This is a genomic window from Saccharothrix sabaoui (genome assembly GCF_051756985.1).
GTDB lineage: Bacteria > Actinomycetota > Actinomycetes > Mycobacteriales > Pseudonocardiaceae > Actinosynnema.
Map to the genome: position 1 here is coordinate 1 of NZ_JBPKJK010000080.1, position 21,710 is coordinate 21,710.

Sequence of the window (21,710 nt, forward strand, 5' to 3'; positions counted from 1 at the left end):
GCCGGTGCAACCCCATGTGCCGCCACCCGCGCCTCTTGCCCGGGGGGCCGGCTCCGTTCGTCTCGGCCGCCACCTGCGTGGGGTCCACCCGGCGCGGTCGCCGCACGGCGCGCCTCGCCGCGCCCGCCACCCGACCGCCGAGGGGTTGGCGCAGGCCCAGCCGCCGCGCCGCCACGCCGTGGGCGCGCTTGATCGCGCGCCGGTCCGCCGCGGGCACCGACCAGGCTTCCGGGTGCTTCGCCAGCCACCGGTACCGGCGGACCGAGTACGGCAGGTGCCCGAGGTACACGAGCATCGCCGCGATGAGCGCCACCAGCGGGAACGTGATGACGGCCGCGGCGAGCAGGCTCACCAGGACCAGCAGCGGCGCGACGTAGCGGGGCGGGACCTTGATGGTCTTCACCGACAGCGTCGGGATGCGGCTGACCAGCAGCAGCGCGACGGCGACGGTCCACACCGCGACGACCGGGCCGCTGGACCACCACCCGGAGCGGCCGATCTGCTCGTCCACGATGAGCGGCAGCAGGAGCAGCAGGCCGCCGGCGGGGGCGGGGACGCCGACGAAGAACTCCTTCGCGTACGGCGGCTGCTCGACCTCCAGCAGGGTGTTGAACCGCGCCAGCCGCAGCACCATGCACACCGCGAACACGAGCGCGATGACCCAGCCCTGCCGGCTGCCCTCGAACTGCCAGATGTAGATGACGAGCGCCGGTGCGACGCCGAACGAGATGGCGTCGGCCAGCGAGTCCAGCTCGGCGCCCATCTTGCTGGTGGCGTCGAGCAGCCGGGCGAGCCGGCCGTCGAGCCCGTCGAACAGGGCCGCCGCCGCGATGGCGCCGATGGCCGCGCCCCACATGCCGCTCAGGGCGAAGTGCACGGACGACAGCCCGGCGCTCATCGCGAGGACCGTGATGGCGTTCGGCAGCAGCCTGATGCCCGGCCCGCTGGGAGCCATCCGCTCAGCCCTCCGAGGGGAGTTCGGCGAGCACGGTCTCGCCGCCGATGGTGCGCTGCCCGGCCTCGACGAGCACGCGGCTGCCGAGCGGCACGTAGAGGTCGACGCGGGAGCCGAACCGGATGAGGCCGTAGGTCTGCCCGGCGGTCACCTTGTCGCCCTCGGCGACCTGGCACACGATGCGCCGCGCCACGAGCCCGGCGATCTGCACGACGACCACGTCGTGCCCGCCCTCGGAGGTGAGCCAGACGGTGTTGCGCTCGTTGTCCTCGCTGGCCTTGTCCAGGTCGGCGGACAGGAACTTGCCGGGCCGGTACGACACCTGCCGCACGAGGCCGGGCACGGGGACGCGCTGCACGTGGACGTCGAACACGGACAGGAACACGCTGATGCGGGTCATCGGCGCGCTGCCCAGGCCGAGTTCGGCGGGCGGCGCGGCCTCGACGACGTGGGAGACGGTGCCGTCGGCGGGCGCGACCGCGAGGCCGGGGCGGGTGGGGGTGGTGCGCGCGGGCTCGCGGAAGAACCACGCCACCCACGCGGTCAGCAGCGCGCCGGCGACGCCGAGGCGCTTGGAGTACCGGCGCAGCAGCAGCGTCGCGACGGCGGCACCCGCCACGAAGGGGCGGCCCGCGGGGTGCATCGGGGGGACGATCCCCCTGGCGAGCTGGACGAAGTGGGAGACGGCACCACTGTTCTGGTCGCGATCGGAGGTCATGGCTCTTCCGTGGTAGGGCTGTGCTTCCGGCCCGTTACACGCTACGCGGCTCGGCCGGTCCCCGTCCGGCCCGCCCGTGCGTCCCCCGACGAACGCACGCGCGGGCGGAACGGGGATCGGCGCGAGTGTAAGTCCGGTCACAGGCGATGATCAACGCCTGACCGTCACCGTCACACTACTCTCCGTACAGGAGTCGGACGGTCACCTCGTCGCCCTCAGCCAGTGACGTCACGTCCTCCGGCACCTCGATCAGGCAGTTGCTGATCGCCAGCGCCGACAGCAGGTGCGACCCCGGCCCGCCCACCGGCGTCACCACCCGCCCGGACGCCGGGTCGAACAGGCCGCGCCGGAACTGGGTGCGCCCCGCCGGCGACGTCACCGGCGCGCTCAACCGGCCCGTCGCCGTCGGCCGCTCCGCCGACGCGAACCCCATGGCCGCCCGCAGCGCCGGCCGCACGAACACCTCGAACGACACCTGCGCGCTCACCGGGTTCCCGGGCAGCGTCGCCACCGCCACGCCCCGGTAGCGGCCCGCGCCCTGCGGCCCGCCCGGCTGCATCGCGACCTTCGTGAACTCGACCCCGTGCCCGGTGAACGCGTCCTTCACCACCTCGTACGCGCCCGCGCTCACCCCGCCCGAGGTCAGCAGCAGGTCCACCGACCCGAGCCGCGGCTCCAGCGCCGCGCGGAACCGCTCCACGTCGTCCGGCACGAACCGCAGCAGCTCCGCCTCGCCGCCCGCCTCGCGCACCGCCGCCGCCAGCATCACGCCGTTCGACTCGAAGATCTGCCCGCGCTCCAGCACCTCGCCCGGCCCCACCAGCTCCGAGCCGGTCGACAGCACCAGCACCCGGGGCCGCCTGCGCACCGGCAGCGACCCGAACCCCAGCGCCGCCACCAGCCCCAGCTGCGCCGGCCCCAGCACCGTGCCCGCGACCAGCACGGTCGCGCCCGCCGCCACGTCGTCCGCCGCGCGCCGCACGTTCTGCTCCACCGCCACGGCCCGGTCCACCCGCACCGACGACGTGCCGCCGTCCGTCCACTCCACCTGCACCACGGCGTCCGCGCCCGTCGGCAGCGGCGCGCCCGTCATGATCCGGTGCGCCGTGCCGGGCGCCAGCGGCACGTCCGCCGCCGGTCCCGCCGGGACGTCCCGCTCCACCGGCAGCACCACCGGCGGCGACGCCACGTCCGCCGCGCGCACCGCGTACCCGTCCATCGCGGAGTTGTCGAACGGCGGCAGCGGGATCGCGGCCACCACGTCCCGGGCCAGCACCAGGCCCAGGCAGTCGGCCAGCGGCAGGTCGGCCACCGGCATCAGGCCCACGAGGTCCGCGACGCGGGCCTTGTGATCAGCGACTCGGGTCAGCGCGTTCGTCACGCGCCCCATCCTGCCCCGCGCGTGGCAGACTGCCCCGACCGGCTGATCACGACAGGGGGAACGTTGCAGGTCCGGACGCGCCACACCCCCACCTTCGGGGTGGCCAGACTCGTCCTCGCACCGGCTGAGCCGGTGCTCGTCGAGCGGTCCTCCGTCCTCGCCACCAGCTACGGCACCGGCGTCGACACCAAGGTCAAGGCGCCCGGCGTGACCGGCGCCCTGTGCACCGCCGGCCCCGAGGGCGGCTGGGTCGACGTCGCCCCGCCGCTGCCCGGCGACCTCCACGTCCTCGAACTCGACGGCACCACCGGCTGGTGCGTCGCCCGCGACAGCTGGCTCGCCGCCCCCGCCACCGCCCGCCTCGACCCGGCCGCGCCGCCCGTGCGCGCCCTGCACGGCGGCGACAGCGGCTTCCTCGCCTACGCGTTCGGCACCGGCCCCGTCGTGCTGTCCTGCTACGGCACGCTCGACGTCGTCACCCTCGACGCGGGCGAGCTGGTCACCCTCGCCGCCGGGCACGTCGTCGCCTTCGCGGACAGCGTCCAGTGCAGGTTGCGCGCCGTTTCCCCGGACTCCCCGCAATCCGTTCGGAATGGCGAAGGACTCGTCCTGGACTTCGCGGGACCCGGTCTCGTGCTCACCCGGACCCGCAGTCCGCGTTCCCTGGTCTCTTGGTTGCGCGACAACGGATTCAGCGCGCGCTCATGACTCCATAAGGAGGTATCGGCGAACCCCCTCGTGCCTCTAGCGTGGCGGTTCGCTCAGGGTATTTCTCGAAGGAGGACGTCTTGGCTGTCGGCACGGTCAAGTGGTTCAACTCGGAGAAGGGGTACGGCTTCATCGCCGCCGACGGTGGGCCGGACGTCTTCGTCCACTACTCGGCGATCCAGATGGAGGGCTTCCGCACGCTGGCCGAGGGCGACCGCGTGGAGTTCGAGATCCAGGCCGGCCGCGACGGCCGCAGCCAGGCGTCGGACGTCCGGAAGGCACCGTGATCCCCGCCCGGCCCGCTTCGCGGCGGGTCGGGCCGCTCACCGCACACCGCCCCGGGGACGCCGCGCACGGGTTTTGACGGGAACGCCGCGCACGTCGCGCCGCCGGGACGTTAGGCTGCCTCGCGTGTCGGAGGACCTGAGCGGGCGGCGGCTGGGGCACTACCGGATCGACGGCGTGCTCGGGCGCGGGGGCATGAGCGTCACCTACCGGGCCACGGACGTCAGGCTCGGCCGCAAGGTCGCCCTGAAGGTCATCGGCGAGCACCTCACCGCCGACGCCGAGTTCCGCGAGCGGTTCGTCGACGAGGCCCGCAACACCTCGGCCATCGACCACGCCAACATCGTGCCGCTCTACGACTTCGACGAGGTCGACGGGCTGCTCTACATCGCGATGCGCCTGGTCGACGGGCAGGACCTCGCCGCGCTCATCAAGGACGGCCCCCTCTCGCCCGCGCGGACGCTCACGCTGCTCGGCCAGGTCGCCGAAGCGCTCGACATGCTGCACGGCAAGGGCCTCGTCCACCTCGACGTGAAACCGGCGAACGTGCTGGTCACGGCCAAGGAGGCGTCGCGCGAGCACGTGTACCTCGCCGACTTCGGCCTCACCCGGCGCGGCGCCACCGGGCACCGCACCCGCACCGGCGACTTCCTCGGCTCGCCCACCTACGCCGCGCCCGAGCACCTGCGCGGCGAACCCCTCGACGGGCGCACCGACCAGTACGCGCTCGCGTGCATGCTGTTCGCCTGCCTGTCCGGCCGGCCGCCGTACCAGGGGGGTGTGCAGGACGTCATCCAGGGCCACCTCGCGTCCGAGACGCCGTCGTTGACCGCCCTGGTGTCCCTGCCGCCGGCCATCGACGACGTGCTGCGCAAGGCGACCTCCAAGGACCCGTCGCAGCGCTACGCCTCGTGCGTGGAGCTGGTCAACGCCGCCCGCACCGCGCTGTCCGCCGCGCCCCAGGGCGCCCCGCCGCCGCGCCGCACCGACTCCGGCTCGATGCCCGCGCTCGGCTCCCCGGTGCCCGGTCACCAGTCGTCCGGGCCCCAGGGGGCCGGTCCTCAAGGCGGCGTGCCCGCCCAGCAGCACCAGCCCTACCGGCCGTCGCCGCAGCAGCAGCCCTACCAGCAGCAACAGCAGCAGCCCGGGTTCCTCCAGGACCCCGTCCGGCTGCGCCCGCCCGCGCAGGTCGGCGCGTCCGCGTTCACCACCACCGGCAAGTCCCGGCCCGCCTGGTTCGCGCCCGTCGTCGCGGGCGTCGTCGCGATCGCGGCGATCGTCGTCCTCGTGTTCATCCTCACCCCGAAGGATGAACCGCCGCGACCGGTCGACCAGACCGGCACCACCCAGTCCATCGACGTCGGGGGCACCTCGGGCAGCAAGCCGCTGCCCACCAGCGTGCCCGTTCGGTCGTCCCGCTGAGCTGCACTTCTTGCACTCTCCTGCGTCGAGTGCTAAACACGGTACTGGCACTCGGAACACCTGAGTGCCAACACGCAGGCTGGGACTGGTGAGGCCCGCCCCCACGGGGGCAGGTCGTCCGTCGCGGGCACCGCGCCTGGCCGAAGCACCGTGTTCCGCTGTGGGCTCGCGCCTGCAGTGGCCCCATTCGTAATCAGGCGGAGGAACACACCGCAATGGCCAAGATGATCGCGTTCGACGAGGATGCCCGCCGCGGCCTTGAGCGTGGCATGAACCAGCTCGCCGACGCCGTCAAGGTGACGCTCGGCCCCAAGGGCCGCAACGTCGTGCTCGAGAAGAAGTGGGGCGCGCCGACCATCACCAACGACGGCGTCTCCATCGCCAAGGAGATCGAGCTCGAGGACCCCTGGGAGAAGATCGGGGCCGAGCTCGTCAAGGAAGTGGCGAAGAAGACCGACGACGTCGCGGGTGACGGCACCACCACCGCCACCGTGCTGGCCCAGGCCCTGGTCCGCGAGGGCCTGCGCAACGTGGCCGCCGGCGCCAACCCGCTCGGCCTCAAGCGCGGCATCGAGCAGGCCGTCGAGGCCGTCATCGAGCAGCTGCACAAGACCGCCAGGGAGGTCGAGACCAAGGAGCAGATCGCCGCCACGGCGTCCATCTCCGCGGGCGACACCACCATCGGCGAGCTCATCGCCGAGGCGATGGACAAGGTCGGCAAGGAAGGCGTCATCACCGTCGAGGAGAGCAACGCTCTCGGTCTCGAGCTCGAGCTCACCGAGGGCATGCGCTTCGACAAGGGCTACATCTCCGGTTACTTCGTGACCGACCCGGAGCGGCAGGAAGCGGTCCTCGAGGACCCGTACATCCTGCTCTACGGCTCCAAGATCTCCACGGTCAAGGACCTGCTCCCCCTGCTGGAGAAGGTCATGCAGGGCGGCAAGCCGCTGCTGATCATCTCCGAGGACGTCGAGGGCGAGGCCCTGGCCACGCTGGTCGTCAACAAGATCCGCGGCACCTTCAAGTCCGTCGCCGTCAAGGCCCCGGGCTTCGGCGACCGCCGCAAGGCGATCCTCCAGGACATCGCCATCCTCACCGGTGGCCAGGTCATCACGGAGGACGTCGGCCTCAAGCTGGAGAACGCCGACCTGTCGCTGCTGGGCAAGGCCCGCAAGGTCGTCGTGACCAAGGACGAGACCACCGTCGTCGAGGGTGCGGGTGACGCCGAGCAGATCCAGGGCCGCGTCAACCAGATCCGCGCCGAGATCGAGAAGTCGGACTCCGACTACGACCGCGAGAAGCTGCAGGAGCGCCTGGCGAAGCTCGCCGGCGGTGTCGCGGTCATCAAGGCCGGCGCCGCCACCGAGGTGGAGCTGAAGGAGCGCAAGCACCGCATCGAGGACGCGGTGCGCAACGCCAAGGCCGCCGTCGAGGAGGGCATCGTCGCCGGTGGTGGCGTGGCCCTGCTCCAGGCCGCCGAGATCGCGTTCGCGGGCCTGAAGCTCGAGGGCGACGAGGCCACCGGTGCCAACATCGTCAAGGTCGCCGTCGAGGCGCCGCTGAAGCAGATCGCCGTGAACGCCGGCCTCGAAGGCGGCGTCGTGGTGGAGAAGGTCAAGGGCCTCCCCGTGGGTCACGGCCTCAACGCCGCCACCGGCGTGTACGAGGACCTGCTCGCGGCCGGTGTCCCGGACCCGACCAAGGTGACCCGTTCGGCGCTGCAGAACGCCGCGTCGATCGCCGCCCTGTTCCTCACCACCGAGGCGGTCGTCGCCGACAAGCCGGAGAAGGCGGGCTCCGCCCCGGCCGTCCCGGACGCCGGCGGCATGGACTTCTGATCGGTTCTCCGATCAGGTGAGGTCCCTCCCGGAGGGCCCGGTTCGCTTCACGCGGACCGGGCCCTCCGGTATTCGTGAGGTGGAATAACGGCGGGTGGTGTGTTTTGCGCATCGGGTGTCGAATGCGGTGACCAGCGCTTTCGACAAAAGGGCTGACACGATTGGGTGAACCAGGCGTCGATAATGTACGGAAACGCTGTTACGGCCATCGGTTGGACAATGCAGCGCCCCGACCCGCCACCAGTCCCGAGAACGCCACGAGCCCAAACCCCCGACCCGGCCCACTCACCCACTGACCCTTAACCCACTCACCCACCCCGCCCCGCTGACCCCCGCCACTCACCCCGCCCCATTCACCCCGCTCCCCAAGGGCCGCCACCCCAGCCCGCACCGACCATCACGCTGCCTCCAGCGCTCCAGCGCTCCAGCGCTCCAGCGCTCCAGCGCTCCAGCGCTCCAGCGCTCCAGCGCTCCAGCGCTCCAGCGCCCCAGCGCCCCAGCGCTCCAGCGCCCCAGCGCACCGCCCGCCCGAGGTGCCGCGTCGCCTGCCCGCCTGCCTGTCCGCGCCGCGCCCCGCCTGCGCCGCCCATTCGCGCCGCGTCTGCCCGCGCCGCCTCTCCGTGCCGCGTCTGCCCGCGCCGCCCACTCGCGCCGCGCCCGCCTGCGCCGCCTGTCCGCGCTACCGGCCCGCCCGCGCCGTACCGGCCCGCCCGCGCCGTACCGGCCCGCCTGCGCCGCCCACCCGCGCCTGTCCGCGTCGCCTGCCTGTGCCCGCGCCTGCCGCGCTTGCTGCGCCTGTCCGCGCCGTGTCTGCCTGTCCGCCCGGGACGTCGAGCCGCCGGCCTATGCCGGTCGCCCTTCTGCGCCCCCGAGGTGGGGCGGGTTTCGGTCTTCGGGCCGCTTGGGTGGCGTGGTGGATTGTGGGATTGTTGAACGAGGGGGCGATTGGTGTGGCGGGGTAGGGGTGGGGTGGGGGCCTCAGGCGCCGAAGCACACGAACGGGCGGCGTAGGGGGTCGGCGGCGGTTGCCTCCGCCAGGGCGTGCGAGGGCGGCTTGCCCTCGGCCAGCAGCTTGTGGAACATCGCCATCGTCCGGGACGCGGCCCGGTCGCCCACCTTGCTGACGGCGGCGACCACGGTCCGCGACCCGCTGGCCAGCAGCGCGCCGGCGAAACCCAGGGCCTCGTCGCCCGGCCTGATGCGGCTCAGCGCCAGCGAGCACGCCGCCAGCACCACCTGCTCGGGCGCCCTGCGCAGCCTGGCCGTCTCGTGGGCGAACAGCGGCCCGTCGGCCAGCTCCAAGCGGGAGAAGAGGGCGTTGTCGGCCACGTGCTCGCCGTGCGCGGCGATGTGCGCCAGGCGCGCCCCGTCCAACGCCTCCAGCACGTCCGACACCGCGTCGACCACCACCGCGTCGGGGTAGGCCCCGCGCAGGTCGCTCACCTCGCCCACCGCCTCCGGCAGGTCCGGTCCGCCGACCAGGACGACCCGCGTGGCGCGCGGGGCGGCGGACGCCGCGTTCAGCCACGCCGTCGCCGAGGGGGCGACCACCACGGGCCGGTTGTGCAGGGACGGCAGGGCGTTCCACGGCACCGCGTACAGCTCGCCGGTCGGGACGACCACCAGTTCGCCCGCGCCCAGGTGGGGGCCCAGCGGCGCGATGAGCACCTCGTCCAAGCGTGCGGCACGCCGGGCCGCCGACTCGGTGATCGCGGCGGCCAGCACCTCGGGCAGGTGGTCGGGGGCCAGCACGTCGAGGTCGGCGTGCAGCTGCCTGCTCAGCTCGAACGCCTCACCGGCCCGCCCCAGGCGGACCAGGGTCGCGCCGTCCCGGGACAGCACGACGGCGGACAGGACGTCGTCGCGGGCGACGAAGCTGACCACGGTCCGGTCGCCCAGGTGCGGCACCACGTCGCCGACCCGGCGGACGGGCCGGGGCCGCCCCCACACGCTGGTGTGCCAGCCCAGGCGCGCGACCTCGTTCTGGAGGACGTCGAGGCGGGCCTCCAGCTCGTCGGCGGGACGCCCGTCGAGGCGGGCCTGCTGCACGGCGCGGGACAGGCTGCGCGACTCGGCGACGCGCCGCGCGAGCACCGGGTCGTCGATCGCCGGCAGCGGCTCGTAGCGGTAAACCTGGGCGCGGGTGCGCTCCAGCCAGTCGAACGCCACCCCGGCGTCGCCGTCCCGGTCCAGGACGAGGCCGACGGCCAGCTCGCCCAGTTCGCGGCCGTGCACGGCGGTGCCGCACAGCAGGTCGAGGCCGCCCATCCGGTCGCGCACCCGGCCCAGTTCGGCCAGGCCCTCCTCGGCCTCGCGCAGGGCGTCGTCGACCGCGCCGGTCGCGACGGCCAGCTCGGCCCGGCACAGGCGGCGCAGCATCCGGTGGTCCACGGGGGTGATGGGGGTGGGCGCGGGCACCCGGTCCAGCAGCCCGCGGGCCCCGGCCAGGTCACCGCGGCGGATCGCCATCCGGACCGCGAGCAGCGTCGCCACGGCCGCCTCGTCGGTCAGGCCGACGGCTTGGAGGCGTGCGGCCAGCTTCGCCGCGCGGGCCGGGGTCGCCGTGCGCGCCGAGGGTGCCGTGCGCGCCGGGGGCGCCGTGCGGGACCGGGCGGAAGGGCCAGGGGGAGAGCTGGAGGGAGAGCTGGAGGGGGAGTCGGCGGGGGAGCTGGAGGGGGACCCGGCGGGGGGAGCGGCAGGGGAGTCAGAGGGAGAGCCGGCCCGGGGGGCGGGGCGGGGGTTCGCCGAGGCGGAGACCGAGACGGCGATCGGCAGGCGCGCGGACGCCGTCGTGCCCGTCCTCGGCGGTCCGGCGGTCGGGCGTCGGTCGGTGGTGAGGAAGAAGCCCTCCACCGGCGGCAGCATCACCTCAGCGGAAGCGGAAGCGGAAGCGGAAGTAGGAGCAGGCGCAGGCGCAGGCGCGGGAGAGGGGGAGGGGACGGCGGCGAACTCGGCGCGCATCTTCATCAACGCCGCCAGCTCCGCCCACGACGTGCTGCCGCGCCGCCGGAAGCGGCGTTGTGCCTGGCCCGCCAGGTCCTGCGCGGTCGCCCAGTCACCCTGGAGCAGGGCGGCGGCGGCGCGGGTCAGCTCGGCTTCCGCCAGGTCCTGCCCCACCCGGCGGCGGCGCAGGACGACCAGGGCGTCGTCGAGGTGCTTGGCGGCCTCGTCGGCCAGGCCCGCCGCGAGCATCACGCGCGCCCGGTCGATGCGGGTCCTCGCGACCAGGTCCGGCGCCAGCACGCGGAACGCCCGTTCGGCCTGCTCGTGGTGGTGCAGCGACCGGGGCGCGTCGCCGGTCATCTGGGCGATGTCGCCGAGGTTGCCGTACGCCTTGGCGCGCATCAGCGGCAGGTCCTCGGCCTCGGCCAGCTCGATGGTGCGCCGGATGTCGCGCTCGGCGGCCTCGGGCAGCCCGAACGCGATGTTCGTCAGGCCGCGGTTCATCAGGGCCGCCGACAGCGTCGCCGTGTCGACCGCGCCGGCGGCCAGGCCGTCCTCCAGTTCGCGCACGGACTGGTCGTAGAGCGCGATGGCCTCGGCGGTGCGGCCCGCCCGGTGCAGGATCAGGGCCTGCTGGTCCTTGGCGATGGCGCGCAGCGAGACCGCCTCCGGCCCCTCGGGCAGGGCGGCGATCAGGTCGTTCGCCGTCCCGAGGTGCGCGAGGCCGTTCTCGACCGACCCGGTCTCGGCCTCGCCGTAGGACAGCGTGATCAGTATCCGGATGCGCACCGTGGTCGCCTCCGGGCTGGCCGGGGTGACGGGCAGTGCGCCCAGCGCGCGCCGCAGGAGTCTCACCGCGTCCGCGGGACGACCGGCCGATGCCGCGCGGTAAGCCTGTTTGCGCAGCTCAACGGCAAGATCAAGACCACTGTGGGCGGGGCTGGGTGCCGGTACGACGGCACGGGACACGGACACGCCCTAATGCCAGCACACAGAACGTGCCCGAGGAGCCGTCTTGTGGAGGGAATGGCTGAGCCGAACGGGTCACTCTCCGTGAGTGCACCGCCGGCGACCCGCTGTGAGCGTCCCTCGCAGGCCGAGCGCGCCGAGCGCGCCGAGCGCGCCGAGCGCGCCGAGCAAGGCGCGCGACGCGCCCGCCGCGGCGGGCCGGTTACAACATGATGGTGGGGGTCACGACCGTCCGACCGGGTTCGCCCCGGGAGTTGACCAGGTGGACCACGATCTGCGTGGTGCCCGCCGGCACGTCCGAGAGCACGAACCGGCCACCGTCGTCGGCCTTGGTCGTGCTGGACCGGTGCTCGGCGACCCGGACCTCCACGGTGTGCTCACCCGCGGGCACGAGCCAGCCGTCGATGCGGTGGTGCGCGCCGGTCGAGGTGAAGTTCACCATCAGGGTCAGGTTGTCCACCGTGAACGTGATCGTGCCCGGGTTCCCGCCGCGCACGCCGGCCAGCGAGCCCGCGCGTTCCCAGCGGGCGACCTCGACGTCCAGGTTCTCCAGGGCGACCGCGAACTGGATGCGTTCGACGAGCCCCGGTGGGGGCGCGTCCAACTCGTACACCAGGCGGTTCAGCTCAGTGAGGACTGCGGTGTCCTCTTGGCCTCTGCGGTCATCGCGCGGGTCGATGTCGTTCACCGCGATCCTCCTTCCGCGTCGAGATGTGTGCGCAGCATCGTCAGGCACCGGCCCCTGGTGGGCCCGATGCTGCCGCGTGGCATGGACAGTGCTTCGGCGACCGCGCGGTACTCGGCCCGCCCGGCCAGCACGGTGAGTCGCAGGAGTTCCTGGCACTTCTGCGACAAACGGCCGAAGGCCCGCCACAGCCGGTGGTCCCGGTCGTCGACCAGGGCGGCGTCCTCGGGCAGGCCGTGCTCGCTCTCCAGGTGGTCCGCCAGCTCGTCGCTCAGCGCGGCTTCGCGGTGGGCGGGCGTCCAGGTGCGCTGGGCCTCGCGGCGCGTCGTCACGACGAGCCACCCGGCCAGCGCGCGCGGTTCGACCAGTCGGTCGAGGTGGCGCAGCAGCGCGAGCCACACCGTCTGCACCACGTCCTCGGCGGTGCTGCGGTCCAGCCCGTGCCCCCGCGCGACGTGCCACACGAGCGGTGTCAGGTCCGCGACGAGCACGTCCAGCGCCCTGCGGTCGCCGTCCCGCGCGGCGACGACGCAGGCGGCGTGCCGGTCGGTTCCGTCGAGCCCCTCCCACGGTGGGCGCTCACCCGCCGTGCGCAGTTCTCCCAACGTCGTCACCTCCTCCTCGACTTCCCCCAGCCGGAGCTGATCGTCACACACGGGCGGTGTGCCCGCGGCGGGCGGTCCGCGGTGCCCCCCTCGCACCGCGGACCGCCGTTCCCCAGCCGGGCGGCAGCCGGTCGACACCCCTCGAAGCCGACCGACCGCCGCCCTTCCCCCAGCGTCCTCAGTGCGTTTGGTGATGGCCCTCGGGAGAGGGCGGCGGCGGTTCGGGCAGCTCGGGCGACTTCGGGTCGTCCGGGGTGCCGGTCTCGTCGGACGGTGCCGACGGGTCGAGCTCCAGCTCGTCAACGGGGTCGAGCTCGTCGACGCCAGGCGGGTTGGCGGTCATGCGCGGGCCTCCTCAGTCGGGGTTGAGGTCGGTCATCAGATAAGGAGTGAGTAGTTCTACGGTGGATACACGGCTGCCGGTTCACAGTTCACAGATCAGCCGACCGGGTGACGGGGGTCCGTCGTGGGCGTTCCGGCGCGACCGGCCGCTCGTTATGGTCCAGACCATGTTGGAAGTCATCGCACTGCACGCCGCCGACGCCGAGGCCGCGCAGGCCGGCGGCGCGGACCGCCTCGAACTGACCGTCGACATGGCCTCGGACGGCCTCACGCCGCCGGTCGCCGTGTACCGGGAGGTCGCCGCGGCGACCGACCTGCCGGTGCGCGTCATGCTGCGCGACGCCGTCGGGTTCGCGCCCGGCGACCCCGACCGGCTGCGGCGGGACGCGGCGGCGCTGCGCGAGGCGGGCGCGTCGGAGTTCGTGCTCGGTTTCCTCGACGCCTCCGGCCGGGTCGACGCGGACGCCGTGCGCGCCGTGCTGGCCGAGGTGGGGGGCTGCGCGTGGACGTTCCACCGGGCGCTGGACAACTCCGCCGACCCCGAGGGCGAGTGGGACGTCGTCGCCGGGCTCGGCTGCGACACGGTGCTCGCCGCCGGCAGCCCGCGCGGCGTGGCGGACGGCCTGCCCGTCCTGGAACGGCTCGCCGCCCGGCGGGGCGCGGTGCGGCTGCTCGTCGGCGGCGGGCTGAAGGCGGAGCAGGTGGCCCCGCTCAAGGCCCTCGGCGTGACCGGGTTCCACGTCGGGAGCGCCGTGCGCCCACGCGGGTGGGACGCCCCGCTGTCCGCCGACGCCGTCCGGACCTGGGCGAATCTGGTCTAGACCGCTTGCCGATCAGGACATTAGCATCCGCGTTGCTCCCCTTGAAATAGTCGTTGCGCAGGACGCAACGCAGCTCGGGAAGAGGTGGCGAGGATGCGGTTCGTAGTGGCGGCAGTCGCGGTGGGCGCCGCCGTGCTGGCCGGGTGCGCCCCGGTCCAGTCCGGCCCGGCGCCCGCCGGCGCGGACGAGCGGACCGGGCAGCTGAGGGTCTGGCTGTTCGACGAGGTCAACCGGGGACCGAAGGAGGCGGTCGTCGCGGAGGCCGTCGCCGAGTTCCAGCGGGCCCACGAGGGCGTCACCGTGGACGTGCAGTACATCCAGGTCCAGACCCGCGCCGAGCGGTTCAAGGCCGCGTTCAGCGACCCGGCGAGCGCGCCCGACGTCGCCGAGTTCGGCAACACCGACCTCGCGGGCTACGTGGCGGGCGGCGGGTTCGCCGAGCTGGACCTCTCGACGTGGGACGAGGCCGGCGACCTGCTGCCCGCCGTCCTGGACACGGGCAAGGTCGACGGCAAGGTCTACGGCGTCCCCTGGTACGTCGGCGTGCGCGCCCTCTACTACCGCACCGACGTCTTCCAGGAGCTGGGCCTCCAGCCGCCGGCGACGCTCGACGCGATCGCCACGACCGCCCGCGCGATCCGCGCCGCCAAGCCCGACCTGCTCGGCATCTCCGCCGGCGGCAAGTACACCTACGGCGCCATGCCGTTCGTGTGGGCCAACGGCGGCGACATCGCGAAGAAGGACGGCGCCGGGTACGTCTCCACCATCGACAGCGCCGAGTCGAAGGCCGGCCTGCGGCAGTACACCGAGCTGATCGCCGACGACATCTGCCCGCCCGCCCAGTGCGCCGCCAACGGCGGCGACGCCAGCGTCGAGGCGTTCCGCGCCGGCAAGGCCGCCATGGTCATCGGCGGCGACTTCAACCGCCGGTCCGTCGACGCCTCCACCGCCGCCGGCAAGTACGCCGTCGTCCCGGTGCCCGGCAGGACCGCGGGCACCATCGCGCCGGCGTTCGCGGGCGGCAACCTGCTCGGCGTCCTCAAGGGCTCGCAGCGCCGGACCCTCGCCCAGGAGTTCACCAGGCTCCTCGGCGGCAAGACCTACCAGCGCAAGATGTTCGACGCCATGGGCAACCTGCCCACGTTCGGCGACGTGCAGGCCGAGGTCGCGAAGGCCAACCCGGTGCTGGAGCCGTTCATCGAGACGCTGGAGTCCGGCACCAGGTTCGTGCCCGTCACCCCCGACTGGGCCAAGGTCGACGCGCAGGCCGTGCTGCCGAACCTGCTCCAGGAGGTCGCCGCCGGCGGCGAGGACGTCGACACCGCGGCGAAGGCGGCGGCCGACGAGATGAACGCCGCGTTCGGCTCGTGACGGCGCCGGCGAAGACCCCCGGGGTCGGGAAGGGGGACGGGCGGGTCGCGTTCGCCTACCTCGCCCCCGCGCTGCTGGTGCTCGTCGGCCTCATGGGCTACCCGGTGTACCAGCTCGTGCTGATCTCCCTGTTCGACTACGGCCAGGAGCAGGTCAGCGGCGGCGCGCCGCTGACCTTCCTGGGCCTGGGCAACTACGCGACCCTGCTCGGGGACGCGCGGTTCTGGTCCGTGCTCGGGCAGACCGTCGGCTTCGCGGCGGTGTGCGTGCTCGGGACCCTGCTGGTCGGCGCCGCCCTCGCGGTGCTGGCCACCAGGGTCCGCACGTGGGCGCGCACCACGCTGTTCCTGGCCGCGCTCGGCGCCTGGTCCACGCCCGCCGTCGCCGGGTCCACGATCTGGCTGTTCCTGTTCGACGCGAACTTCGGCTTCGTCAACGAGGTGCTGGGCACCACCGGGTTCTCCTGGACCTACGACAAGTGGACCGCGTTCGGGCTCGTCGCCGCGCAGGTCGTCTGGTGCTCGTTCCCGTTCGTCATGGTCACCCTCTACGCGGGGATCAAGGCCATCCCCGGCGAGGTGCTGGAGGCCGCCGCGCTCGACGGCGCGTCCACCCTGCGGACCGCGACGGACGTGATCCTGCCGCTGCTCAGGCCGCTGCTCGTCGTCGTCACCATCCAGTCGGTCATCTGGGACTTCAAGGTGTTCACGCAGGTCTACGTCATGACCAACGGCGGCGGCATCGCCGGGCGCAACCTCGTGCTCAACGTCTACGCCTACCAGCAGGCGTTCGCCGCCTCCGAGTACGGGCTGGGCGCGGCGATCGGCGTGGTGACGACGCTGATCCTGCTGCTCGTCACGGTCGGGTACCTGCGGGCGCTGCGGCGCGGGGGTGAGGCGCTGTGAACCGCCGGATCTCGCGCGGGATCGCCGAGACCGCCACCGTCGTCGTGGCGGGCGTGGTGGCGTTCCCGCTGTACTGGATGCTGCTGACCGCGCTGAAGCCCGAGGCCGAGGTCGTCTCGACCGACCCGCGGCCGTGGACGCTCCTGCCGACGCTGGACAGCTTCGTGCGGGCGCTCACCGTGCAGAGCTTCGGCCGCTACCTGCTCAACAGCCTCGTCGTGGCGGGCGCGGTGGTGGTGCTGAGCCTGTTCGTCTCGTTCCTGGCGGCCACCGCGCTGACCCGGTTCCGGTTCCGCGGCCGCACCACGATGCTGGTGATGCTGCTGGTCGTGCAGATGGTGCCGGTGGAGGCGCTGACCATCCCGCTGTTCTTCGTCATGCGGTCCGTGCGGGACGTCGCGCCCGCGTTCGGCCTCAACCACCTCGGGTCGCTGGTGCTGGTGCACCTGGCGTTCAGCCTGCCGTTCGCGATCTGGATGCTGCGCGGGTTCGTCGCCGCCGTGCCCGTCGAGCTGGAGGAGGCCGCGACCCTCGACGGCGCGTCCCGCTTCCGGTTCCTGTGGCAGGTGCTGTTCCCGCTCGTCGCGCCCGGCCTGGTGGCGACCAGCGTGCTGTCGTTCATCCACGCCTGGAACGACTTCCTGTTCGCCAAGACGTTCATCATCTCGGCGGCCGAGAACCAGACCCTGCCGCTGGCGCTGCAGGTGTTCGTCAAACCGGACCAGAACGACTGGGGCGCGATCATGGCAGGATCGACGCTGATGACGATCCCGGTGCTGGTCTTCTTCGTCCTCGTCCAACGGCGGCTCGTCGCCGGACTCGCGGGAGCGGTCAAGTGATCCTGTTGCCCAGGCCCGTCCTGTTCGACGCCGGTGACGGCGAGGTCGACTTCGACGGGGCGTTCCAGGTCGAGCGCGTCGACGGGCCCGCCGAGGGCTACCGGCTGTCCGTCTCGCCCGACGGGGTGCGCGTGCTGGCGTCCGACGACGCGGGCGAGTTCTACGCCCGGCAGACGCTGCGGCAGCTCAGCGGGCCCGCCGCGTTCCGGGCCGTGCCGCCCGGCGTGGTGCGGCTGCCGGTGTGCTCCGTGGTCGACCACCCGCGGTTCGCGTGGCGCGGGGTGCTGATCGACGTGGCGCGGCACTTCCTGCCCAAGCACGACCTGCTGCGCTACGTGGACCTGCTCGCCGCGCACAAGCTGAACGTGCTGCACCTGCACCTCACCGACGACCAGGGCTGGCGGTTCGAGTCCCGCCGCCACCCCCGGCTGCACGAGGTCGGCGGCTGGCGGCCCGACTCGCGGTCCGGCGACCGGCGCTCCGGCGGGATGACCGGCCGGCCCCACGGCGGCTACTACACCCAGGACGACCTGCGCGAACTCGTCGCCTACGCGGCGGCCCGGCACGTCACCGTGGTGCCCGAGATCGACGTGCCCGGCCACAGCCAGGCCGCGATCGCCGCCTACCCCGAGCTGGGCACCGCCGGCGGCGGCGTGTGGACGGACTGGGGGGTCAACCCGAACGTCCTCAAGGCCGACGAGGCCGCGGTGGACTTCTACCGGGACGTGTTCGACGAGCTGCTGGACGTGTTCCCCAGCGAGGTCGTGGGCCTCGGCGGCGACGAGGCCGAGGGCGGCGACGGGCGGTTCGTGCGGCGGGTCGCGCAGCACCTCGCGGCGCGCGGGCGGCGGCCGTTCGGCTGGGACGAGGTGCTCGACGCGGGCCCCCTGCCCGCGTCGACCGTCGTCGCGTCGTGGCGGGGCGAGGAACCGGGCCTGCGCGCCCTCGACCGCGGGCACGACGTCGTCCTGTGCCCCGAGGAGCACCTCTACCTCGACTACCGGCAGTCCGACCACCCCGACGAGCCCGTCCCGGTCGGCACGGTGACGACCCTGGAGGACGTCCACCGGTACGAGCCCGCCGCGGCCGACCGGGTGCTGGGCGTGCAGGCGAACCTGTGGACCGAGCACCTCGACTCGCCGCGGCGCCTCGACTACGCGGCCTTCCCCCGGCTCGCCGCGTTCGCCGAGGTCGCGTGGAGCCCCGCCGGTCCCCGCGACCACGCCGAGTTCCGGGCCAGGCTCGCCGGGCACCACCTGCCGAGGCTCGACGCCCTCGGCGTCGAGTACCGCCCCCTCGACGGCCCCCGGCCGTGGCAGACCCTCCCGGGCGTGCCCGGGTTCCCCCGCTAGACCGTCTCTTCGGGCACCAGCACCCAGGCGGCGAGGTAGAGGACCGCGCCCGCGCCGAACCCGAAGAGGGTCGCGGCGACCAGCAGGATGCGCAGCAGCGCCGCGTCGACGCCGAGGAGCTTCGCGAGGCCGCCGCACACGCCCGCGACCATGCGGTCGCCCCGGCTGCGGCGGAGCTTCTTGACCTTGTCGGTGGCCTGGTTCAGGGTGTCCGTCGCCTGGTTCAGCACGTCGTTCGTCGTCATGGCCCAAGCCTGCCCGGCCGGGCGTCCCGGCACATCGGGGACGCTCCCCGGTTCCGCCTCGGGGTTGAACCACGACCTGGCCCCGGGGTCCCCGGCCCCCGCTCGTCCGGGCGCCGGGGCGCCTCCGCCGCCTACCCTCGGAGGTGTGACGCCAGTGGAACCCGCCCCGCCGCCGGAGCCCGTGCAGTCGGGGCCCCCGCCGCCGGAGCCCGCGACGCCGGGCGAGCTGGCCGCCGCGCTCGACCGCGCCGGCTACCTGCCGGACGAGGGGATCGCCACCGCCGCCTTCCTGGCCCTGCGGATGCGCCGCCCCCTGTTCTGCGAGGGCGAGCCGGGCACCGGCAAGACGTTCCTGGCGGTGGCGCTGGCCGACGCGCTCGGCCTGCCGCTGATCCGGCTCCAGTGCCACGAGGGCATCGACGCCGCCCAGGCCCTCTACGACTGGGACTTCCCGCGCCAGCTCCTGCACCTGCGGACCCTCGAAGCCGCCGGGCCGGTCGACGCCGAGGCCGCCGGGGCCTCCCTGCACACCCGCCGCTTCCTGCTCGCCCGGCCGCTGCTGCGCGCCCTCGAACAGGCGCCGTGCGTGCTGCTCGTCGACGAGGTGGACCGCGCCGACGACGAGTTCGAGGCGCTCCTGCTGGAGGTGCTCGGCGAGAACGCCGTGACCATCCCCGAACTGGGCCGCGTCGCCGCCGCCACCCCGCCGCTGGTCGTGCTCACCTCCAACCGCACCCGCGACGTGCACGACGCCCTCAAGCGCCGCTGCCTCTACCACTGGCTGGAGCACCCCGACCTGGCCCGCGAGGTCGCCATCCTGCGCCGCGCCCTGCCCGGCGCGACGGAGCGCCTCGCCACCCGGGTCGCCACCGCCGTGCGCGCCCTGCGCGACCTCGACCTGCTCAAGCCGCCCGGCGTCGCCGAATCCCTCGACTGGGCCCGCGCCCTGCTCGCCCTGGGCCGCACCGACCTCGACACCGACACCGCCGCCGCGACCCTCGGCGCCGTCCTGAAGTACCGGGAGGACACCCGGCGCGTCCTGGCCGCCGGCGTCCTCGACCTGGTGACCGGGGACGCGGTCGCGGGATGACCGGGGCCGACGCGCAGAGCGGGACCGACGCGCCGACCGGGTTCGCGGGGTTCGCGCACGCGCTGCGGCACGCCGGGGTGCCGTGCGGGCCGGACCGGGTGCGGGCGTTCGTCGCCGCGCTCGACCACCTCGACGTCACGCGCGGCGCGGACGTGTACTGGGCCGGGCGGCTCGCGCTGTGCTCCGGGCCGGACGACCTGCCGCGCTACGACGCCGCGTTCGCCGCCTGGTTCGGCGACGCCCTCCCCCGCCCGCGTCCCCGGCCGCCGGCGCGCCGGACCTCGCACCTCGCCGCGCTCGGGACCTGCGCCGACCGCGCCGGGGGCGCGCCCCCGCTGCGGGTCGCGGCGAGCGACGCGGAAACCCTGCGGCACAAGGACATCGCCGCGATGAGCCCCGCCGAGCGCGAGCACCTCGCGCTGCTCGTGGCGGCGCTGCGGCCCGTGCCGCCCCGGCGGCGCTCGTCCCGGGCGCGGCCCGCGCGGCGCGGCGAGCTCGACCCCGCCCGGGTGCTGCGCCGGCTCGTCGCGACCGGGGAGGTGGTGCCCGCGCACCGGCGCCGCGCCACCCGCCCGCGCCGGGTCGTGCTGCTGGTCGACGTGTCCGGGTCCATGAAGCCCTACGCCGGCGCGCTGCTGCGGTTCGCGCACGTCGTCGCCCGCGCCGTGCCCGCCGAGGTGTGCACGCTCGGCACCCGGCTCACCCGCGTCACCCGGCAGCTGCGGCACCGCGACCCCGAGGCGGCGCTGACCGCGGCGGCCCGCGCCGTGCCCGACTCCGGGGGCGGCACGCGGCTCGGCGAGGCCCTGAAGGCGTTCCTCGACCGGTGGGGGCAGCGGGGCGCGGCGCGCGGCGCGGTCGTCGTGATCTGCTCCGACGGCTGGGAGCGCGGCGACCCCGCCCTGCTCGCCGAGCAGGTGGCGCGGCTCGCCCGGCTGGCCCACCGGGTGCTGTGGGTCAACCCGCACGCCGGCCACGACGGCTACCTGCCCGTGCAGTCCGGCATCGCCGCCGCCCTGCCGCACCTGGACCGGCTCCTCGCCGGTCACAGCCTCGACACCCTGCACGCCCTGCTGGAGGAGGTCCGACGTGCGTGATGTGCTCGCCGAACTGGCCCGTCGCGTCGACGCCGGGGAGACCGTCGGCGTCGGGACGGTCGTCGCCGCGTTCAGCTCCGCCCCCCGGCCGCCGGGCGCGGCGATGCTCGTCGGCGCCGGCGGCGAGGTCGTCGGCAGCGTGTCCGGCGGCTGCGTCGAGGGCGCGGTCTACGAGCTGGCGCGGGAGGTCGTGGCCGGTGGCGCGCCCGTGCTCCAGCGGTACGGGGTGAGCGACGACGACGCGTTCGCCGTGGGCCTGACCTGCGGCGGGATCATCGACGTGTACGTGGAGCCGGTGTCCGCGGCGACGTTCCCGGAGCTGCCCGAGGTGCTGGCGACCGTGCGCGCCGGGGAACCGGTGGCCGTCGCCACGGTCGTCGAGCACCCCGAGTGGGTCGGGCGCAGGCTCGTCGTGTGGCCCGACCGCGTGTCCGGCGACGTCCCGTCCGACCGGGCCCGCGACGCCGTCGCCGACGACGCGCGCGGCCTGCTCGCCGCCGGCCGCAGCGGCACCCTGCGCTACGGGCCGGACGGGCAGCGGCGCGGCGAGGGCATGGCGGTGTTCGTGAACTCCTTCGAACCACCGCCCAGGATGCTGGTGTTCGGCGCCATCGACTTCGCCGCCGCCGTGGCGCGGCTCGGCGCGTTCCTCGGCTACCGCGTCACGGTGTGCGACGCGCGCCCGGTGTTCGCGACGGCCGGCCGGTTCCCCGAAGCCGACGAGGTCGTCGTGGACTGGCCGCACCGCTACCTCGCCGGGCAGGCCGACGCGGGCGCGCTCGACGGCCGCACGGTCGTCGCCGTGCTCACCCACGACCCGAAGTTCGACGTGCCGCTGCTGGAGGTCGCCCTGCGGCTCGACCTCGGCTACGTCGGCGCGATGGGGTCCCGCCGCACGCACGACGACCGGCTGCGGCGGCTGCGCGAGGCGGGCGTCACCGAGGACGAGCTGGCCCGGCTGTCCTCGCCCATCGGCCTGGACCTGGGCGCGCGGACCCCCGAGGAGACCGCCGTGTCGATCGCCGCCGAGATCATCGCGCTGCGCTGGGGCGGGGGAGGGGAGCGCCTGGCGCGGACCGCCGGCGCCATCCACCGGGAACCGGGGGTTGTTTGACCCGACAACCAAGAGCAGGCTCGGA

20 protein-coding genes are annotated in these 21,710 nt (G+C 74.2%); 12 read left to right on the forward strand and 8 right to left on the reverse strand.

Annotation, left to right across the window (positions count from 1 at the left end; genetic code table 11):
• The 3 genes from pssA to moeA all read right to left on the reverse strand — a co-directional run.
• Window positions 1-955 (reverse strand): CDP-diacylglycerol--serine O-phosphatidyltransferase (gene pssA, locus ACR807_RS23840; RefSeq protein WP_438923616.1); only part of this gene is annotated, 955 nt, incomplete at its 3' end.
• Between the two features lie 4 nt (window positions 956-959).
• Window positions 960-1,673, reverse strand: a complete 714-nt coding sequence (locus tag ACR807_RS23845) for a phosphatidylserine decarboxylase (RefSeq protein WP_438923617.1) — start codon at window positions 1,671-1,673, stop codon at window positions 960-962.
• Between the two features lie 175 nt (window positions 1,674-1,848).
• Window positions 1,849-3,063, reverse strand: coding sequence for a molybdopterin molybdotransferase MoeA (moeA, locus tag ACR807_RS23850; RefSeq protein WP_438923618.1), 1,215 nt, complete (start codon window positions 3,061-3,063; stop codon window positions 1,849-1,851).
• 54 nt (window positions 3,064-3,117) lie between these two features.
• Here moeA and ACR807_RS23855 point away from each other — a divergent pair, with 54 nt between their 5' ends.
• From ACR807_RS23855 to groL, 4 genes are all read left to right on the forward strand, one after another.
• Window positions 3,118-3,762: an AIM24 family protein gene (locus ACR807_RS23855; RefSeq protein ID WP_438923645.1), complete on the forward strand. Its 645-nt coding sequence runs from the start codon at window positions 3,118-3,120 to the stop codon at window positions 3,760-3,762.
• Between the two features lie 80 nt (window positions 3,763-3,842).
• The gene (locus tag ACR807_RS23860) at window positions 3,843-4,049 is read left to right on the forward strand and encodes a cold-shock protein (protein ID WP_033443686.1); all 207 of its coding nucleotides are present in this window, start codon (window positions 3,843-3,845) and stop codon (window positions 4,047-4,049) included.
• A gap of 124 nt (window positions 4,050-4,173) precedes the next feature.
• Window positions 4,174-5,469, forward strand: a complete 1,296-nt coding sequence (locus tag ACR807_RS23865; RefSeq protein ID WP_438923619.1) for a serine/threonine-protein kinase — start codon at window positions 4,174-4,176, stop codon at window positions 5,467-5,469.
• Window positions 5,470-5,684: 215 nt separating this feature from the next.
• On the forward strand, window positions 5,685-7,307 hold the full coding sequence (gene groL, locus ACR807_RS23870; protein ID WP_438923620.1) for a chaperonin GroEL: 1,623 nt from the start codon (window positions 5,685-5,687) through the stop codon (window positions 7,305-7,307).
• A 978-nt stretch (window positions 7,308-8,285) separates the two neighbouring features.
• Here the strand turns inward: groL and ACR807_RS23875 are convergent.
• From ACR807_RS23875 to ACR807_RS23890, 4 genes are all read right to left on the reverse strand, one after another.
• Window positions 8,286-11,105: a CHAT domain-containing protein gene (locus ACR807_RS23875; protein ID WP_438923621.1), complete on the reverse strand. Its 2,820-nt coding sequence runs from the start codon at window positions 11,103-11,105 to the stop codon at window positions 8,286-8,288.
• 316 nt (window positions 11,106-11,421) lie between these two features.
• Window positions 11,422-11,844, reverse strand: a complete 423-nt coding sequence (locus ACR807_RS23880) for a carboxypeptidase regulatory-like domain-containing protein (protein ID WP_438923646.1) — start codon at window positions 11,842-11,844, stop codon at window positions 11,422-11,424.
• Window positions 11,845-11,903: 59 nt separating this feature from the next.
• Entirely contained in the window at window positions 11,904-12,509 is a 606-nt protein-coding gene (locus ACR807_RS23885) for an RNA polymerase sigma factor (protein WP_438923647.1), read from the reverse strand.
• Between the two features lie 178 nt (window positions 12,510-12,687).
• The gene (locus ACR807_RS23890; RefSeq protein WP_438923622.1) at window positions 12,688-12,852 is read right to left on the reverse strand and encodes a hypothetical protein; all 165 of its coding nucleotides are present in this window, start codon (window positions 12,850-12,852) and stop codon (window positions 12,688-12,690) included.
• 166 nt (window positions 12,853-13,018) lie between these two features.
• Between ACR807_RS23890 and ACR807_RS23895 the strand changes: the two genes are divergently transcribed.
• From ACR807_RS23895 to ACR807_RS23915, 5 genes are all read left to right on the forward strand, one after another.
• Window positions 13,019-13,672 carry a copper homeostasis protein CutC gene (locus ACR807_RS23895; protein WP_438923623.1) on the forward strand — a complete coding sequence of 218 codons (654 nt, stop codon included), beginning with the start codon at window positions 13,019-13,021 and terminating at the stop codon, window positions 13,670-13,672.
• A gap of 93 nt (window positions 13,673-13,765) precedes the next feature.
• Window positions 13,766-15,043, forward strand: a complete 1,278-nt coding sequence (locus ACR807_RS23900) for an extracellular solute-binding protein (protein WP_438923624.1) — start codon at window positions 13,766-13,768, stop codon at window positions 15,041-15,043.
• Window positions 15,040-15,948, forward strand: coding sequence for a carbohydrate ABC transporter permease (locus tag ACR807_RS23905; RefSeq protein WP_438923625.1), 909 nt, complete (start codon window positions 15,040-15,042; stop codon window positions 15,946-15,948). The genes ACR807_RS23900 and ACR807_RS23905 overlap by 4 nt, the downstream gene beginning before the upstream one ends.
• Complete coding sequence (locus ACR807_RS23910) at window positions 15,945-16,787, forward strand: carbohydrate ABC transporter permease (protein WP_438923626.1); 843 nt, start codon at window positions 15,945-15,947, stop codon at window positions 16,785-16,787. The genes ACR807_RS23905 and ACR807_RS23910 overlap by 4 nt, the downstream gene beginning before the upstream one ends.
• Window positions 16,784-18,139: a beta-N-acetylhexosaminidase gene (locus ACR807_RS23915; RefSeq protein ID WP_438923627.1), complete on the forward strand. Its 1,356-nt coding sequence runs from the start codon at window positions 16,784-16,786 to the stop codon at window positions 18,137-18,139. Before ACR807_RS23910 ends, ACR807_RS23915 begins: the two co-directional genes overlap by 4 nt.
• Here ACR807_RS23915 and ACR807_RS23920 read toward each other — a convergent pair.
• Window positions 18,136-18,384: a PspC domain-containing protein gene (locus ACR807_RS23920; protein ID WP_438923628.1), complete on the reverse strand. Its 249-nt coding sequence runs from the start codon at window positions 18,382-18,384 to the stop codon at window positions 18,136-18,138. The genes ACR807_RS23915 and ACR807_RS23920 overlap by 4 nt on opposite strands.
• A gap of 154 nt (window positions 18,385-18,538) precedes the next feature.
• Here ACR807_RS23920 and ACR807_RS23925 point away from each other — a divergent pair, with 154 nt between their 5' ends.
• Genes ACR807_RS23925 through ACR807_RS23935 form a run of 3 tightly spaced genes read left to right on the forward strand, consistent with a single transcriptional unit; the run spans window position 18,539 to window position 21,685 of the window.
• The gene (locus ACR807_RS23925) at window positions 18,539-19,474 is read left to right on the forward strand and encodes an AAA family ATPase (RefSeq protein ID WP_438923648.1); all 936 of its coding nucleotides are present in this window, start codon (window positions 18,539-18,541) and stop codon (window positions 19,472-19,474) included.
• Entirely contained in the window at window positions 19,471-20,571 is a 1,101-nt protein-coding gene (locus tag ACR807_RS23930; RefSeq protein ID WP_438923629.1) for a vWA domain-containing protein, read from the forward strand. Before ACR807_RS23925 ends, ACR807_RS23930 begins: the two co-directional genes overlap by 4 nt.
• Window positions 20,564-21,685, forward strand: coding sequence for an XdhC family protein (locus ACR807_RS23935; protein ID WP_438923630.1), 1,122 nt, complete (start codon window positions 20,564-20,566; stop codon window positions 21,683-21,685). Before ACR807_RS23930 ends, ACR807_RS23935 begins: the two co-directional genes overlap by 8 nt.
• Window positions 21,686-21,710: the final 25 nt, after the last annotated feature.